Raw genomic sequence first — 16,973 nt, 5'->3', positions numbered from 1 at the left:
GATCCTTCCAATTATCCGTTTCATATCACTTGCAGAAGCAGAAGGCCTTCGGAGACCCACCGAATCAACATACAAGACTCGATATCCAAGCCTACTTAGTTCACATGCAACATGCTGCTTATTGGTCCAGAATGGATTATCCCAATCCGCCGTGGAAAGCAAAATAACATCCCTATTTGTCATAAATCTTCCCCAGCGATCGGCGAATCAAACCAAAAGCAACTGTGCGCGACCGTCTCCAAAGAAGAAGCGCCAGGACCCAATACCCACAGAATACTCCAGCAACACCAAGCTCCCCAACACCTGGAAGAGGGAGCGTCATAACTGCTGCCACGTGCCCCCCCCCAATAATGAGCATGGGGAATAGCCATTTCGAGAAATCACCAAGAACACCCAAATTCCAGCAACACATAAAAGTCAAGAGCACCGAGGCTGCCGCGGCCGCACAACCCAATGCCACTCCACCAATCTTCTTGTAGAGAAGAAAGCTAATTAAAATTTGTACAGCAACCGATATCATCGTAAAAGCCACAACCATACCGTTGCGCATCCGAGCACTCATGGCCTTAACCAGAAAGTAGCTTACAACCTGCGCCCAGAGCCCAACAGACATAGATGAAAGAATAGAAACGGTCGAAGCGGTTGAATTCTCGCCAAATTCCCCGTGCTGAAATAGGAGTCGCACAAGCGTCTCGCCGTGCAGCAGCAGAATGAACGAGATCGGAACCGTGACAATCAGGAGTGCTGAAACAACCTTCACAAGCGCTGACCTGAACTCAACTGCCGTCATTGACCCCATTGTGGCCAAACCGGCGAGGCCCAAGGGCATCGCAAGAAGAAGCACTCCAGTCTCAGTAATCAACTTTGCATACCCAAGCGCAGCTACGGTTGAGTCAGAGATCAATGAAGCAATCGCGCGCTCCGCCACTACCCCTGCTTGAAGCACGACCGGCAGAAGGAGCAAGGGTCGTATTGCGCGAAGAAATCTAAACATCGAATCAAAGTAGTATTCGCGCCTTAGCATTGAGACAGGGGCCCAGCTCCCAACACAAGCAGCCCGAACACCCAATGCAGAATACAGTGCATAGGAACACAGGAACGCCCACGCAATCAAGGAAAAATCCGAGAAGCACCATGCAAGCGCAATTCCAAGAATCATGCCGACATTCTGTATTGTGGCGCGCATCGAAGCCAACGAGAACTCACCATTGGCCATCGCCAGATATGAAAGCAAATTCCCAGCCACATAAAATGGAACGCCCAACGCAGACACCTTAAGAAGCTCTATCGTTAGGCCCCTGGCCTCCGGACCGAACCCCGGAGCCACTACAGAAACCCAGGATTCCGCCAAAACCAGCAGCATCAACAGAATGCCAAAGGAGATCGGAACCATAATAGAAAGAACTGCCCAGAATAAACCTATAACTCTCTCTCTGCCCTCTTTTTCAATGGAAGAGTATAAAGGTAGAAATCCCGCTGACAGCGCGTTAGCGGCGAAGAACTCTACAGGAACTAGCGTAGCCGTTTGGGATGCACGCGCCGCCGATGCTACCGCACCGGTTCCAAAAGCTGTAGCAAGTAAAATCTCCCTAAGTACTCCCGACAGTTTCCCAATGACAGAGCCTGTTGCCAGCTTCAAGGCCGCGCGTATCATTGCACTTCGCCCTTCGATCTACTGGCACCAGAAAACAAATCCAAATAACTCAGTGCAGCATACTGCAATGAATAGCGCTCCGGCAGCAAGCTAGTACGATCCCTTCTTGGTTGAATCACTTTAATAGCTCGTGCAACGCTCGCAGGATCGTGGGGATCCACCTCCTCTATAGCTTCCGACGGCCGCTCTTGCTGGACGACATGACGCGAAACAATACAAGGAAGACCACACGCCAATGCCTCGAGAATATTCATTGGCAAACCTTCGACCCGAACTGTCGTAAACAGCATTACGTCAGCGGCCGAAAGGTAATCCACCATCTCATCTCGCGAAACCGCCCCCGCAAAATGCACAAAGTTCTCCAAACCCAGCTCACGCACCCTGCTCTGAAGACGGACCCGTTCTGGTCCATCACCAACAATGAGGTACCGAACAGAACAATCATCCCTCAAAGCAACGGCAATGCCATCTAGCGCTTGGTAGATCCCCTTCTGCCCGTCTAGGCGCGCCGCTGTAACTACTACCTTCGAGTTCCACCAGCCCATTGACTCTCGAAGACGGAGAGCTCGCTCAGAATCATACCGAAATGTTTCTTCTGCAACCCCATTGCTAATCAGACAAGCCCCTCTTTCTCCACTCAATACGAGTGCAATGGGGAAACGCCCAAATTCAGTTACAACGGCTTGACCGATTGCAACAACAGAAGCATATCGTGGATAATCACGCAAATCTTTGATTAGATTGACTATATTTTTCAGAGACTTAATCAATTCAATCGCGCGACGAGATCTCCATTTTGAAACCAGCTCGCCAAGTGATGTCCCATGCGCCTGCATATGGATGCGTTTCCGAACATCATGCCCCAAATCGAGGAAGGGACTGGCGGCTGAACTGACGCCGAGAATCGCGTCAAAGGACAGCAGATATTCCCTGGGGCAGGCATCCAGAAGTCCTCGCCTCCATCGCGCACCGTATCGCCGCCATGCAACACCTTTCATGCCGCGAATTTCTACGCCACTGTCCCAGAATGTATCTGGCCGATCGCTAATCTCCGCAGTGATAATGGCCACCTCGTGACCTAGGCGAGCAAACTCTCTTGCCAAATCCCAGGCAACTGCCTGCATTCCACCAATGGAATGATGAGGCAGAACACGAGTAACGATGAGAAGCCTCACAGAAGCCCCTCATAGAGTCGACCCAATACAGCCGACTGCACTTTCACATTGAACGAATCCTCGACTATCTCGCGAGCTTGAGCAGATACCCTTGAAGCGAAAGCCGGGCTGATAATGTAGTGACGCATAGCCTCAGCTATAGCTCCAACATCCCCCTCCTCAACCAAGAGACCATTCACTTCCTGCTTTATAAGCTCTGGAATTCCCGCATGAAAAGTTGAAACTATAGGGGTGCCTGTAGCAGCCGCCTCCATGAGAACGATCGGAAGACCTTCAGTATCACCATTTGCCGCCGTTCTACTTGGCTGACACAGCATTAATGCATTCTCCATCAGCTTTCGGGCTTGCTCTCTAGGGACCCCTCCCAGCAAATTCACATGAGACGAAAGGCCCGACGAATCCACGAGATCCCTTATACGTCTCTCCATCGGTCCCGCACCAACAATTACAAGGCGAATATCAGGATGCCCACGATGGATCAGGCGAAATGCATTGATGAGGTCTATGCACCCTTTCTTCTCCACCAGCCTTCCTACATGGAGAATGTAATTTCCCGATCGTTCCGCTACGGGCTTATATGCGAAGGCATCAACGTCCACCCCCATGTAGTGCGTAACAACGCGCCCCTCAGGAAAGCCACTTTCAAGAACCATTCTTTCAATATGGCGAGAAACACAGACAAACAGGTCCCCCCTGCGTTTTAGGCCAGATTTAAATAGAACGTAGTTAATCCATGCCGGCTTCATCGAACGCAATAGCTCGGAAGATTTGAGCGTTACATCATAGCCATGAAAGGTCGTCACTAAGGGAACGTCCATTTCTTTAGCCAAGCCTTCGGCATAGACCCCCTCCACGCCGAAGTGTGCATGAATCAACTCTACACTGGCATCACGCAGTGGCTCAATGTATCCCTTACTGGACCTGAGAATCGACTGGCATCCTTTAGAAAAGCCCCCCATTCTCGTATCATCCCAGAGTGCAAACGAATTGACATCCGGATGTGCAGAACGCGTGCGGCCAGTATAAAACGGCGTCCAGCCAGGGACGGAATCGGCTTGCTCCCTAATGAATGGTTCGGATTGTTTGAAGAGCTCATGCCTAAAGACGGCATACGATTTAGGCTTTTTCATCAAACTTCTCCTAATAACTTTCTAATATGCAGGCAATAATCAAATCCGCACGCGGATGGCATGCGCTCTATTGCCCGCCAACGGCCGCATGATTGCTGCACCCAAGAAAATTGCAGCTACCGAGCTCTCTGCCGGGACTTGCGTAATACCGTAGATGACCATAAAAAAGAGAACAGTGCCCCCACAAGCGAGGAACAACTCTCGACTCGCAAGCGTCAACTTCAAAACTGCTGTAAAGATCATTGCAATCAAAGCAATCCCATAGATTCCACCCACAAAGATCATATAAAGGTAGAGGTTATCGACGAAGGCATACGCAAATCCAACGCCACCGAGCTGCATTGATGCCCCCAACCCCCCAACCCCGAGGCCAAGTAACATGCCCGAATTGGCAATGCCATACTGAATAACTGCCGGCCAGACCACGGTGAACCTATCGTGCAAGCTTGCATATCCCCCGCCCCCAGGGATTGCCGCGCCCTTTGAATACATATAGAACGGCAGTAATAGGCCGACGATCAATCCAGCAACAATGAATGACCCAAGAGCGCGCCTAACCACCCTGCGATTAAAAAGGATCGGAATCGAGGAAATTGCAAATGCGAGTGCAGCTGTCTTCATTGTGCTGAGATAAATGGAAATAAAGACGAACAGCACGATAAGGACGCGCATCAAAGATCGACGCTCCGTGCTGGCCACCAGCAAACCCAAGACTGCGATGAGCAGAGAAGACTCGATAGACGAACTGGATAAGCCAGCCAAACGCCGAACACCACCATCAGACCATTCCCGTCCGACCAGCGATGAAATTCCGCCAATTTCGATCGTAAGCCCTTCCCACGGAAAGACAATAAAATAATTTATCAGCTGAAATGTAATTGCCGCACCCAATAGAATCCTGATCTTCCGCAACATCCAGTGACTGAGAACAGACTGATAAAAAATCATCCCAAAAAAGAAAGGAAGAAGAACCCAGAACCCCATCATTACCTGCGCAATTCCATTCAGCAGAAGTGAACTAGCAAGGCACAAGAAAATAACCGAGACTATAGCAAGCTGCGCCGTCCGCAACCTAAACAGGGCAAGCGGGACCAGCGCAACAGAAAGAAGAAGGATTTTTGAAGCAAGATGAAAGTATGGCAAACCAATAAGGAAACCGAGATACTTCAGCAATCCCGCACAGGCAGTCGTCCACAAATGGAACAGTACAGCCCACTGAAGAAAATCCCCTTTTTCTGCAACGACCTGAGACGGCAAAAATCTCAATTCCTCGCCATTAGAAATTTCCACTAGCAGATCTCGTTAGTTGCCCCAAAAGGGCGTTCCCCGCGCAGATTGGGCGCCGCGATTAGAAAGCACGCCGCAGCCTCATCCAGCAGCGTACTAAAGCAAGTCCCGCCTCACGTCAAAGATTTGTACTCGTAGTATCCATAACTGTAGTAACCAGCGGAACGCCGTTGAACGGCGTTAAAGATCGCACCCTTGATGCGCACGTTGTTCTGTTCAAAGCGGCGCTTGGCGAGCGCCAGCTCCTTCGCCTGGTTGAGGCCAAAGCGCGCCACCATCAGGCAGGTACCGGCGTGATGGGCAATGATCGCAGCATCGGTAACGGCCAGGATCGGCGGCGTATCCACAATGACCAGGTCGTACTGCGGTGCCAGCTCTTCCAGCAACGCGGTGAAGTTGGCGTGCATCAGCAGTTCCGACGGATTCGGCGGAACGTCGCCACGCGCGATGAAGCTCAGATTGTCCAAGCCCGGAAGGCTTCGCACCACCTGAGAACTATCAACCTTGCCCACCAGAAGGTCAGACAGGCCCGGGGTCTGCGCTGCACCCAACGCCTTGTGCAGGGTTCCCTTGCGCATGTCGGCGTCGATGATCAGCACGCGCTGCCCGGCCTGCGCGATCACCGCCGCGAGGTTGGAGGACACGAATGTCTTGCCGGCGTTGGGGCTCGCGCCAGAGATCAACACGATGTTGTTCTTGGCTTCCAGACGCGCGAAGTGCAGGCTCGTGCGCAGGCTGCGCACCGCTTCGATGGCCAGGTCGGCCGGGTCTTTCACCGCCAGCAGATGCAACTTGCCGTCGGCGCGGAACTTGCCGCGGACCGAATCGGTCTGCTGCTGCGTACTCACCGGAATCGAGGCATATACCGGGAGACCCAGCTCTTCGATCTGCGAGGGGTCTTCCACGCCGCGATTGAGCAGCTGCTTCAGCAGTACCAGCGCCACCGACAGGAATGCGCCCAACACGGTGCCGATCAACACGACGACAGCCTTGCGCGGCTTGACCGGCGTAGTGGCATCGACTTCAGCAGCATCGACGATGCGCACATTGCCGACGGTGCCGGCACGGGCCACGTCCAACTGCTGCGCCTGATTCAGCATGCCGGTATACATCTCATTGCTGACCTGGAGGTCGCGGGTCAGGCGCAGCAACTCCTGCTGCGCTTCCGGAAGCTGCTTGACCTGTCCCTGGAAGTTGCTCTTGCGCCCCTCAAGCTCGCCGATCTGGCGCATCAGCGCCTGGTAGGCCGGGTGGTCGCGGGTGAACTTGCGGTCCATCTCCGCCTGCTGCAGGCGAAGTTGCTGGATGCTGGTTTCCACGGCCACTTCCTGATCCAGCAGGCCCTTGGTCTGCAGGGTCAGATCCACGGAGTTGGCACGTGTCTGGTAGGCACTCAGCGCCTTCTGCGCCGCATCCACCTGGTTGCGGACATTGGGCAGCTGCTCCTTGACGAAGGTCAGCTGCGCAGAGGCCTCGGCCGAATTGCGCTCGACGTTCTGGCGGACGTAAGCCTGCGCCACCTGCTGCAGGAAGTTCTGCGCCAGAACCGGGTCGGCACTCTCATAGGCCAGGGTGAGGATGCCAGAGTCCTTGCCGGACTCGCTCACGGCGATGTCCTTCTGCAGGTCGTTGATGACCGTCAGATGGCGCTGGCGCGACACTTCGAAGCGCATGCCTGGATGCGCTCGCATCTCGGCAACCTGCGCGGTCACCCCCTTTCCGGTGGCGACCTTGCCGACCTGCCCCTTCAGCAGCAGATTGTCCTCTTCGTCGAACAGTTCATAGCCGCTGTTCTCGCCGACGACCAGAGTCATCGGTCGTGCAAGCAACGCGCGCGGCACATCCAGCTGGAAGATCTCCAACTTCTCGCCGCCCCAGCCGAAACGGCTCATGCCAAAGCGCACGTCAGCCAAGGCGTCCGGATCGGCACGCTCCGCCTTGCGGGCAAAATAGCCGCCCAGCAGCGGGAATCGATTGGGTTCGATGGCGATATCCAGCTTCAGCGCGTCGACCGCACTGCCCACCACTGCACGTGAGGTGATCAATGCGATCTCGGTGGTTGCTTCTGCAGACCCCGTCCCCATGCCCAGCGACTGGCTGATATCGGACAGCCCCGGCAACGAAGGCACCTTCGATTCAACCTGGACGATTGCATCCGCACGATAGATCGGCGTGGTCAGCAACGCGTAGGCCACCGCAACCACGAAGAAGAGCCCGGTAATGCCGACGATCCACCATTTGTAGTCGATCAAGGTTCCAAGCAGCTGGCGCAGATCGATCTCGTCGCTGTCTTCCGGTGTGGATGTACGGGCTTCAGTGGTCATGAATTAGGGATCTTCAATGCGGGAAAAGAGTTGCAGGACAGGACTTCGCAGCGGACTTCAGAGGTGCCGCGCCCAGCTCTCCACGCCCTCGGCCATCAACTTGTAAACATGCTCGAATGCCGGGCGTTGCTGGCGGTAAGGATCGGGAATCTCCCGATCCTGCTGCCATTTGCCCAGCAGGAAGGTCTTTCCGGACGCCTGCGGCGCGATCTCGGCGATGCGACGAACGTGCTTGCGCTCCATGGTCAGCACCAGATCAGCGGCTCCCAGGATGGCGTCATCAATCTGGCGCGCGCGATGAGCCAGGCCATCCATGCCCTGCTCAACCAGCAGCTCCTGCGCCGTGGCATCAATGCCATGCCCAACCAGCGCACCGAGGCCAGCGGAGGACACCTGGATCCCCTTCCCCTCGACAGCCTGCCGCAGCATCACTTCTGCGGACGGACTGCGGCAGATGTTGCCGACACATACAAATAGAACGTTCTTGAACACTGACTCGGATCCTGTGGCATTCCTTGCAGCGCACGCGCCCGGCACTACACAGGGCGGCGGCAGCCGCTCAGAATACCCTACAAATGCACTACTGGCGATGAAATCACCAGCAGATTCATGGAATTACGTCTCACTTCCAGCCAAAGAGACTCAGTAGGCTGACTTCTGCCCGAGCACTTTCAGCGCTGTCAGCACGATGATCCGCACATCAAGCGTCGGGCTCCAGCGCCGAATGTAGTCGATGTCGTACTGCACGCGCTTCTTCATCGAGCGCAGCTCCGGCGTCTCACCACGCAACCCGTGCACCTGCGCCCAGCCGGTGATTCCCGGCTTGACGTAATGGCGGTGCATGTAGCGTTCGATCACCCGCTCGTAGTGATTGTTATGCTGGATCGCGTGCGGTCGCGGACCCACCACCGACATGTTCCCACCCAGCACATTGAAGAACTGCGGCAACTCGTCCAGGCTGCTACGACGCAGGAAGGCGCCAAACCGGGTGACGCGTGGATCACCGCGCGTTGCCTGGGTGATCTGCCCCTCCCCCTCCGCGTGCACACGCATGGAGCGGAACTTGAGCATCCAGAACTCTTTACCGCCAAGGCCATGACGCTTCTGTCGGAACAACACCGGCCCCGGCGAGCTCAGCTTCACACCGATGGCGAGTACGGCAAACAACGGCGCCAACAGGACCACCGCTGTGCCGGCAACGATGATGTCCTCGACCCGCTTGAATAGCCGGAAACGCTGATCCGTCAGGCCCTGGCGGACGCCGATCATCGGCACATCCCCCACCTGGTGCACGCCGGGATTGAGCGCACCCATGCCCGTGGTATCGGGAATCAAGCGTACGGGCACCGGAAATCGCTCGATCTGCTTGAGCATGTCCTTGATCGCGGCCGCGTGCCCCATCGGCATCGACACCCAGACCTGATCGAATTCGCCGCGGTGCTGATCCATGTACTGCGGAACGTCTTCCAGTCGCCCCAGCCGGCACGGCGCATCACCACCGCGACGGGTGGCGATGTCGCCCGCACTGGCGAAGTAGCCGATGACGTCTTTGCCAAGCTCCGGCTTCCCACGCAGCAGGCGATGCAACCTCAAAGCAGGGGCTCGCAGTCCAACCAGCAGGATCCGCTCATGGTCCATCCCGCGTGACCGCAGGCGGTGCAACTGCACCCTCAGCAATACGCGTAGCACAGCCATTGAGCCCAGACCAAAGGCATACCAGCCACTCAGCCATGTAGCGGGGACCGCATCAGCAAGCCCAACCACCACGGCGTAGAGCGAGAACAACGCGAAGGTGGCAGACCACGCCAACAACAGCAGCCAGAGGTCGGCCAGCAACCCACGCATCCGCCAGTTCCGGTACAGCGGCGCGACAGAAAAGCAGACGATGGCGCTGAGAATCACTGCGCCAAACACAATGCGCTGGGAAGAATCCGGCGCAGCTGCGCCATACAACATGATATGGGAGAGCACCGCCATACCTGGCAGCAACATCAGATCGCCCAGACGCAACCCCAACTCAAGGGCTGCCCGGGCTTCGACGCGCCGGCGGCCCGCCCGGGCCCGCTCTGCGGGGAGGTCTTCTACTGATCCATGTAGCAAAGCACTTCTCCAGTATCCGCTCGACACGACTCCGAAGGATTCGGCGTCACGTGCGTGGACTCCCCAGCCAGCACAGAACTGTCAAGACAAAGTCAGTCAAATGTGGAGGAATTGTGAATGAAGTCCAGACCAAAAGATAGGAACCTCAAGTCGGGAGAATCCCCACCCAACCCCGGGAGAATCACCTAAGTAACTAGAATTATTACGAATTTCTAATGTATCCAAATGCATCAAAAGAAATCATTTTGAGTCAAAAATCAGACTTGTCGACACACCTTGAGCATCCTGGATCCCTCAGTACTGGTAGACTTTCGTGCAGTTTTCGCAACAAGGACGATGCGTGCCACACATCCTCATCTGCGGCGGCGCCGGCTACATCGGCAGCCACATGGCCCAATTCCTCGCCGAAGCCGGCCACTCCGTAACCGTGCTCGACAACCTGTCCACCGGTCACCGCGACGCCGTCCGCTGGGGTGAACTGCTGGAAGCCGATCTGCTGGCCCCCGAAACACTCGAGCGCGCCCTCCAAGGTCGCCATTTCGACGCGGTGATGCATTTCGCCGCCCGCTCGCTGGTCGGTGAGTCCGTTACTGATCCTTATACCTACTACGCCAACAACGTCACCGGCACGTTGAACCTGCTGGAGGCCATGCGCCGCCACGACATTGATCGCATCGTGCTCTCCTCCACCGCTGCGGTATTCGGCAATCCACAGTCGGATGTGATCGACGAGGATCACCCCAAGGCACCCATCAACCCCTATGGCGCCAGCAAGCTGATGGCAGAGCGGATCCTCGCTGACGCAGCCACAGCCTACGGCCTGCGCTCGACCTGTCTGCGCTACTTCAATGCCGCTGGTGCCCTGTCCGATCACGGCATTGGCGAGGCCCATGCCTGCGAAACCCACCTGATCCCCAATGTCCTGCGTGCCGCATTGGGCATCGGCAGCGCCATGAAGGTGTTCGGCGATGACTACGCAACGCCCGATGGCACCTGCGTGCGCGACTATGTTCACGTGCAGGACCTGGCCCAGGCCCACGCGCTCGCTCTTGAGTACATGGACCACACGCCCGGTGCGCATGCATTCAATCTCGGCAATGGCCAGGGCTTCTCTGTCCGCGAAGTCATCGCCGCTGCCGCAGAGGTGAGCGGGCGCAGCATTCCATTTGAGTTGGCAGAACGCCGGCCGGGCGATCCAGCCAGCCTCGTCGCCTCCTCCACCCGCGCTCGCCAATTGCTGGGGTGGCACCCCAGATGGACCGAGCTGGCACCGATCATCGAGAGCGCGTGGCAGTGGCATCGCAACCCGCCCGCATGGTCGCCACAGCCGGCCATTCCAGACACCGCCCGCAGCCTGGACGAAGCCTTGCCAGCCTGAACAGGCACCCCGCATAGGGATGGCCTATCGGTGCGGTTCCACCCCGCACCGCACCAAAGCCCAACCACCACCCTCTGCTACCATCGGCGGTTCTGTTCATCGCGCCCCCCACCTGCCCGCGATGGCGCCAAAACAACGTAACGAAACACAGGAGTCTGCATGTCTTCCGAGCTGCTCAAGTCCCTTGGCCTGGACGCGATCAACGCTGGCACGTACCTGGGCAACGGGGAGTGGTCGAGCGCGACCAGCGGTGAGCTGATCACCCCGGTCAACCCGACCACCGGCGAGCCGATCGCGCAGGTCCGCGCGACCACCGAGGCCGAGTACGAGACCGTCGTCGCCCGTGCGCAGGAAGCCTTCAAGGTCTGGCGCACCACGCCTGCCCCGCGCCGCGGTGAGGCCGTGCGCCTGTGCGGCGAAGCGCTGCGCAGGCACAAGGATGCGCTGGGTTCGCTGGTCGCCCTGGAAATGGGCAAGAGCAAGCCGGAAGGCGACGGCGAAGTGCAGGAGATGATCGACATCGCCGATTTCGCCGTGGGCCAGAGCCGCATGCTGTACGGCTACACCATGCATTCCGAGCGCCCCGGCCACCGCATGTACGAGCAGTACCACCCGCTGGGCCTGGTCGGCATCATCTCGGCCTTCAACTTCCCGGTCGCGGTGTGGAGCTGGAACTCGTTCCTGGCCGCCATCTGTGGCGACGTGTGCATCTGGAAGCCGTCCAACAAGACCCCGCTGACCGCCATCGCCTCGCTGAAGATCTGCAACGAGGCCCTGCGCGAGGCCGGCTTCCCGGACATCTTCTTCCTGATCAATGATGCCGGCACCGCGCTGTCGGAAAAGATGGTCGATGACCGCCGCGTGCCGCTGATCAGCTTCACCGGCTCGACCCAGGTCGGCCGCACCGTCAACGAGAAGGTCGCGCGCCGCCTGGGCCGCTGCCTGCTGGAGCTGGGCGGCAACAACGCCATCATCCTGGACGAAACCGCCGACCTGAAGCTGGCCGTGCCGGGCATCGTGTTCGGTGCGGTCGGCACCGCCGGCCAGCGCTGCACCACCACCCGCCGCCTGATCGTGCACCGCTCGATCTACGCCGACGTACTGGCCACCCTGGTCAAGGCCTACAAGCAGGTGGAAGGCAAGATCGGCGACCCGACCGATGCCGCCAACCTGATGGGCCCGCTGAACAGCGAAGGCGCCGTGCAGCAGTTCCTCGATGCCATCGCCCAGGCCAAGGCCGCCGGCGGCACCATCGAAACCGGCGGCACCCGCATCGATCGACCGGGTAACTTCGTACTGCCCGCCATCGTCTCTGGCCTGAAGAACAGCGACGCCGTGGTCCAGCACGAGACCTTCGCGCCGATCCTGTACGTGATGCCGTACGACAGCATCGACGAAGCCATCGACATGCAGAACGGCGTGCCGCAGGGCCTGTCGTCCTCGATCTTCACCCAGAACCTGAAGACCGCCGAGAAGTTCCTGTCGGCCGCCGGCAGCGACTGCGGCATCGCCAACGTCAACATCGGCACGTCCGGTGCGGAGATCGGCGGCGCCTTCGGTGGCGAGAAGGACACCGGCGGTGGCCGCGAATCCGGTTCGGATGCGTGGAAGGTCTACATGCGCCGCCAGACCAACACCATCAACTATTCGGATTCGCTGCCGCTGGCCCAGGGCATCAAGTTCGACCTGTAACGCTTTCTGTAGTGCCGGGCCATGCTCGGCAGGATGTGCAATGAACACCGCAGGAAATGCAGCCGAGCATGGCTCGGCGCTACAGGGTGGCAAGCCGGTGATTGATTTCACCGGCCGCCGCGTGCTCATCGCCGGTGGCAGCAAGGGCATTGGCCGTGAGATGGCGCTGGCATTTGCCGGCGCCGGTGCGCGGGTCTCGGTCTGCGCCCGCGGCCAGGCCGGCCTGGATGCCCTGCGTGCCGATGCAAAGGTACAGGGCGTCGAGTTGCACACGTTTCCTGCCGATCTGGGCGAGGCCAACCAGATCCAGGCCTGGCTGCAGGCCGCCGCCGATGCCCTCGGCGGTATCGATGTACTGGTCAACAACGCCACCGGCTATGGCATGGCCGATGACGAGGACGGCTGGGCCGCCAGCCTGCAGATCGACCTGATGGCGGCGGTACGGGCCTCGCGCCTGGCACTGCCGTGGCTGCGCGCATCCAGCGATGCCTGCATCCTCAACCTGTCCTCGATCGCCGCCCAGCAGCCGCGTCCCGGTGGCGCGCCCTACGCTGCCGCCAAGGCCGCGCTGTCGCACTACACCACCTCGCAGGCACTGGCGCTGGCCAAGGACCGGATCCGGGTCAATGCCATCGCCCCGGGCTCGATCGAGTTCGATGACGGCCTGTGGGATCGCCGCCGCACCGAAGACCCCGCCCTGTACCACGGCACCCTGGCGAAGATCCCGTTCGGCCGCTTCGGCCACCCGCGCGAGATCGCCGACGCTGCCCTGTTCCTGTGCTCGCCGCTGGCGCGCTGGATCACCGGTCATGTGCTCAACGTGGATGGCGGCCAGGTGTTGATGGGCTGAATCTCTAGAGACGAGCCCATGCTCGGCTTGCACGCAAGACGCGGTCGATCCCGCATCAGCCCAAGGGGGCAACCGAGCATGGGCTCGGCTCTACAGGGCACTGCCCATGGGATTGCCCGGGCAGAGGCACTATCATGTGCACACTGCCAAGGAGGACCCCGATGAGCGTGGCACCCCGACAGACAAGCGCCCTGGCCGTGGTCAGCCTGGTCATGGGCATCGCCAGCTGGACCGTCCTGCCCTTCGTGGCCAGCATCGTGGCCATCATCACCGGCCACATGGCCCGCGCCGAGATCCGCCGCCGCCCGCATGAACTGGAAGGCGATGGCCTCGCCGTCACCGGCCTGGTGCTGGGCTGGGTGATGGTCGGCGCCGTGATCGCCGCCATCCTGGTCTTCATCCTGTTCTTCGGCGGCCTGGCGTGGCTGGCGGCAGTGTCGAAGTGACGCCATGACTGCCTCCGACAGCACTGAACGCTTCAGCAGCCGCGTCGCCGACTACGTCCGCTACCGGCCCGATTACCCGCCCGCCCTGTTGGAGTGGCTGCATGGCCCGATGGGCGTCAGCCACGAGGCCGTGGTCGCCGACATCGGCGCCGGCACCGGTATTTCCAGTCGCCTGTTCCTGGCCAGCGGCCATCCAGTAGTCGCGGTTGAACCCAACGCCGCCATGCGGGGCGCGGCCGAGGAATGGCTGGCACCGCAGTACCCGCAGTTCCGTGCGGTGGACGGCCGCGCCGAGGCCACCACACTGGACGATGCCAGCATCGATCTGGTCAGCGTCGCGCAGGCCTTCCACTGGTTCGACACCGTGGCGGTGCGCGCCGAGTGGCAGCGCATCCTGCGCCCGGGTGGCCTGGCACTGATCTACTGGAACTCGCGCCTGCTCGATGCCAGCCCGTTCCTGATCGGCTACGAGCAGCTGCTGCTGGACTACGGCACCGACTACACCGCCGTTGCCGAGCGCTACCAGGACGACGCCACCATGCAGGCGTGGTTCGGCCCCGGCCTGCGCGGCATGGTGGAGCTGCCGAACGTGCAATATCTGGATTTCGACGCCCTGCGCGGGCGCCTGCTGTCCTCCTCCTACGCACCCCAAGCCGGTCATCCGCGCCATGCGCCGATGATCGCCGCCCTGCAGGACCTGTTCGCCGCCCACGCGGTCGACGGCCAGGTTGCTTTTGAATATCGAACCCGAGCCTTCCTCGGCACGCTGGACTGAACCGACGCATGTATTCGCTTGCCCGCCCCTTCCTGTTCTCGCTCGACGCCGAGCGCGCCCACGGCCTCGGCCTGTCCGCACTGGACCTGGCCTATCGCACCGGCACCACGCCGCTGCTGGCCGCACGCATCGCGCCGATGCCGAGCACCGTGTTCGGGCTGACCTTCCCCAATCCGGTCGGCCTGGCCGCCGGCCTGGACAAGAATGGCGAGCACATCGATGCATTGTTCGCGCTGGGTTTCGGCTTCGTCGAGATCGGCACCATCACCCCGCGTCCGCAGGCCGGCAACCCGCAGCCGCGCCTGTTCCGCCTGCCGGAACACAACGCGATCATCAACCGCATGGGCTTCAACAATGCGGGCGTGGACGCGCTGGTGCGCAATGTCGAGCGCGCGCGCAACCGCCGCGGCCTGCTCGGCATCAACATCGGCAAGAACAAGGACACGCCCAACGAACAGGCCGTGGACGATTACATCGCCTGCCTGGACAAGGTCTATCCGCTGGCCGACTACATCACCGTCAACATCTCCTCGCCCAACACTGCCGGCCTGCGTGAACTGCAGGAGGAAACCGCGCTGCGCCAGCTGGTCAGCCAGTTGCGCGACCGCCAGGAAGCACTGGCCGCGCAGCATGGCCGCCGCGTCCCGATGCTGGTGAAGGTGGCACCGGACCTGAGCGAGCGCGACATCGATGCCGCCGCCCGCGTACTGGGCGAACTGCAGGTGGACGGCGTGATCGCCACCAATACCACCATCGACCACAGCAAGGTGGCCGGCGATCCGCTGGCCAACGAAGCCGGCGGCCTGTCCGGCGCGCCGGTGCTGGAGCAGTCCACGCTGGTACTGCGCCGCCTGCGTTCGCGCCTGCCCGAATCGGTCCCGCTGGTCGGTGTCGGCGGCATCCTGTCCGGTGCCGATGCGGTGGCCAAGATGGCCGCAGGCGCGGCGCTGGTGCAGTGCTACAGCGGCTTGATCTTCCGTGGCCCGGCGTTGGTCTCTGAATGCGTGGAGGCGATCCGTCGCCGCCGCGAAGCGCCGAGCCGCGGCGCGGTGGCCCCACTGTGAGCGCGCCCATGGATACCGTCGACGGCAACGCCCCGCTGCGCTGGACGCTCACCCGCAATGCGCCGCTGCAGGCGCTGAACACCTTCCACGTGCAGGCCAGCGCCGCGCAGCTGCTGGAACTGCACGATGCCGCACTGCTGCCGGACGTGCTGGCGCTGCCCGAGGTGGCCAGCGGCCCGCTGCTGGTGCTGGGCAGCGGCAGCAACGTACTGATCGCCGAAGACCTGCCTGGCACCGTGCTGGTGTTCGGCAACCGGGACATCAGGTTCCTGGAGCACCGCGCCGACCATGCGGTGATCCGCGCCGGCGCTGGCGTGTCCTGGCATGGCCTGGTGATGTGGTCGCTGCAGGAAGGCCTGTCCGGCCTGGAGAACCTGGCGTTGATTCCCGGCACGGCCGGTGCCGCGCCGATCCAGAACATCGGTGCCTATGGCGCGCAGGTCGGCGAGTTCATCCAGGCCGTTGAAGCCTGGGACTGCCAGGAGCAGGCCTGGGTGCGGCTGGACAACGAACAGTGTGGCTTCGCCTACCGCGACAGCGTGTTCAAGCAGCAACCCGATCGCTACCTGATCACCGCCATCGAGCTCAGGCTGCCGCTGCTGCACGACCTGCGCATGGACTACGCCGGCATCCGTGAGGAACTGCAGGCACAGGGCGTGGAGCTGCCCAGTGCCGTGGACGTGGCCAATGCGGTGATAGCGATCCGCCGCCGCAAGCTGCCCGATCCGGATGTGCTGGGCAACGCCGGCAGCTTCTTCAAGAACCCGGTACTGCCACTGGAACAGGTGGACGTACTGCTGCAGCACTTCCCCGAGCTGCCGGTGTTCCCGGCCGAACAGGACGACAAGCGCAAGGTCTCTGCGGCCTGGATGATCGAGTCCTGCGGCTGGAAGGGCTTCCGCGAAGGCGATGCCGGCGTCGCGCCGAGCCACGCGCTGGTGCTGGTCAATTACGGCAACGCCACCGGTGCTGAGCTGCTGGCGCTGGCGCGACGCATCTCGGCCTCGGTGCTGGAAAAGTTCGGCGTGCCGATCGAACCGGAGCCCCGCCTGCTCGGCGCACAGTGGTGAACACCCCCGCCCTCTCCCCCAGCGCCAC

Annotated in this window: 14 protein-coding genes; 7 read left to right on the top strand and 7 right to left on the bottom strand. The window is 60.2% G+C overall.

What is annotated here, in order from left to right; translation table 11 throughout:
- Window positions 1-172: 172 nt before the first annotated feature.
- From R5H29_RS21515 to R5H29_RS21485, 7 genes are all read right to left on the bottom strand, one after another.
- Window positions 173-1,639: a lipid II flippase MurJ gene (locus R5H29_RS21515; RefSeq protein WP_332329803.1), complete on the bottom strand. Its 1,467-nt coding sequence runs from the start codon at window positions 1,637-1,639 to the stop codon at window positions 173-175.
- A gap of 11 nt (window positions 1,640-1,650) precedes the next feature.
- Complete coding sequence (locus R5H29_RS21510; RefSeq protein WP_332329802.1) at window positions 1,651-2,829, bottom strand: glycosyltransferase family 4 protein; 1,179 nt, start codon at window positions 2,827-2,829, stop codon at window positions 1,651-1,653.
- Complete coding sequence (locus tag R5H29_RS21505; protein WP_332329801.1) at window positions 2,826-3,959, bottom strand: glycosyltransferase; 1,134 nt, start codon at window positions 3,957-3,959, stop codon at window positions 2,826-2,828. Before R5H29_RS21505 ends, R5H29_RS21510 begins: the two co-directional genes overlap by 4 nt.
- A 39-nt stretch (window positions 3,960-3,998) precedes the next feature.
- Complete coding sequence (locus tag R5H29_RS21500) at window positions 3,999-5,249, bottom strand: hypothetical protein (protein WP_332329800.1); 1,251 nt, start codon at window positions 5,247-5,249, stop codon at window positions 3,999-4,001.
- Between the two features lie 110 nt (window positions 5,250-5,359).
- On the bottom strand, window positions 5,360-7,570 hold the full coding sequence (locus R5H29_RS21495; RefSeq protein WP_332329799.1) for a polysaccharide biosynthesis tyrosine autokinase: 2,211 nt from the start codon (window positions 7,568-7,570) through the stop codon (window positions 5,360-5,362).
- A 57-nt stretch (window positions 7,571-7,627) separates the two neighbouring features.
- A complete protein-coding gene (locus R5H29_RS21490) occupies window positions 7,628-8,062 on the bottom strand; it encodes a low molecular weight protein-tyrosine-phosphatase (RefSeq protein ID WP_099589757.1) in 435 nt (144 codons plus the stop codon).
- Window positions 8,063-8,212: 150 nt separating this feature from the next.
- Complete coding sequence (locus R5H29_RS21485) at window positions 8,213-9,580, bottom strand: undecaprenyl-phosphate glucose phosphotransferase (RefSeq protein ID WP_407073565.1); 1,368 nt, start codon at window positions 9,578-9,580, stop codon at window positions 8,213-8,215.
- Between the two features lie 430 nt (window positions 9,581-10,010).
- Here R5H29_RS21485 and galE point away from each other — a divergent pair, with 430 nt between their 5' ends.
- From galE to murB, 7 genes are all read left to right on the top strand, one after another.
- Entirely contained in the window at window positions 10,011-11,048 is a 1,038-nt protein-coding gene (gene galE / locus R5H29_RS21480; protein ID WP_332329798.1) for a UDP-glucose 4-epimerase GalE, read from the top strand.
- 159 nt (window positions 11,049-11,207) lie between these two features.
- Entirely contained in the window at window positions 11,208-12,740 is a 1,533-nt protein-coding gene (locus R5H29_RS21475) for an aldehyde dehydrogenase family protein (protein WP_058982648.1), read from the top strand.
- A gap of 40 nt (window positions 12,741-12,780) precedes the next feature.
- Window positions 12,781-13,590 carry an SDR family NAD(P)-dependent oxidoreductase gene (locus tag R5H29_RS21470; RefSeq protein ID WP_332329797.1) on the top strand — a complete coding sequence of 270 codons (810 nt, stop codon included), beginning with the start codon at window positions 12,781-12,783 and terminating at the stop codon, window positions 13,588-13,590.
- Between the two features lie 161 nt (window positions 13,591-13,751).
- A complete protein-coding gene (locus R5H29_RS21465) occupies window positions 13,752-14,036 on the top strand; it encodes a DUF4190 domain-containing protein (RefSeq protein WP_279936430.1) in 285 nt (94 codons plus the stop codon).
- 4 nt (window positions 14,037-14,040) lie between these two features.
- Window positions 14,041-14,811 carry a class I SAM-dependent methyltransferase gene (locus R5H29_RS21460; protein WP_171952079.1) on the top strand — a complete coding sequence of 257 codons (771 nt, stop codon included), beginning with the start codon at window positions 14,041-14,043 and terminating at the stop codon, window positions 14,809-14,811.
- Between the two features lie 8 nt (window positions 14,812-14,819).
- The gene (locus R5H29_RS21455) at window positions 14,820-15,875 is read left to right on the top strand and encodes a quinone-dependent dihydroorotate dehydrogenase (protein ID WP_021202868.1); all 1,056 of its coding nucleotides are present in this window, start codon (window positions 14,820-14,822) and stop codon (window positions 15,873-15,875) included.
- Between the two features lie 8 nt (window positions 15,876-15,883).
- Window positions 15,884-16,945, top strand: a complete 1,062-nt coding sequence (gene murB / locus R5H29_RS21450) for a UDP-N-acetylmuramate dehydrogenase (RefSeq protein WP_332329796.1) — start codon at window positions 15,884-15,886, stop codon at window positions 16,943-16,945.
- The last annotated feature ends 28 nt before the right edge of the window (window positions 16,946-16,973 follow it).

Origin of the sequence: Stenotrophomonas sp. A3_2, assembly GCF_036624925.1 — a bacterium.
Taxonomy (GTDB): Bacteria; Pseudomonadota; Gammaproteobacteria; order Xanthomonadales; family Xanthomonadaceae; genus Stenotrophomonas; species Stenotrophomonas hibiscicola.
The sequence above is the reverse complement of the archived record's forward strand: the minus strand, read 5'-3'. Positions and strand labels throughout refer to the sequence as shown.

Coding starts and splice junctions, on each gene's coding strand:
- R5H29_RS21460 (WP_171952079.1), top strand. CDS start 14,041: ATGACTGCCTCCGACAGCACTGAACGCTTCAGCAGCCGCGTCGCCGAC.
- R5H29_RS21505 (WP_332329801.1), bottom strand. CDS start 3,959: ATGAAAAAGCCTAAATCGTATGCCGTCTTTAGGCATGAGCTCTTCAAA.
- R5H29_RS21470 (WP_332329797.1), top strand. CDS start 12,781: ATGAACACCGCAGGAAATGCAGCCGAGCATGGCTCGGCGCTACAGGGT.
- R5H29_RS21465 (WP_279936430.1), top strand. CDS start 13,752: ATGAGCGTGGCACCCCGACAGACAAGCGCCCTGGCCGTGGTCAGCCTG.
- R5H29_RS21475 (WP_058982648.1), top strand. CDS start 11,208: ATGTCTTCCGAGCTGCTCAAGTCCCTTGGCCTGGACGCGATCAACGCT.
- R5H29_RS21455 (WP_021202868.1), top strand. CDS start 14,820: ATGTATTCGCTTGCCCGCCCCTTCCTGTTCTCGCTCGACGCCGAGCGC.
- R5H29_RS21495 (WP_332329799.1), bottom strand. CDS start 7,570: ATGACCACTGAAGCCCGTACATCCACACCGGAAGACAGCGACGAGATC.
- murB (WP_332329796.1), top strand. CDS start 15,884: ATGGATACCGTCGACGGCAACGCCCCGCTGCGCTGGACGCTCACCCGC.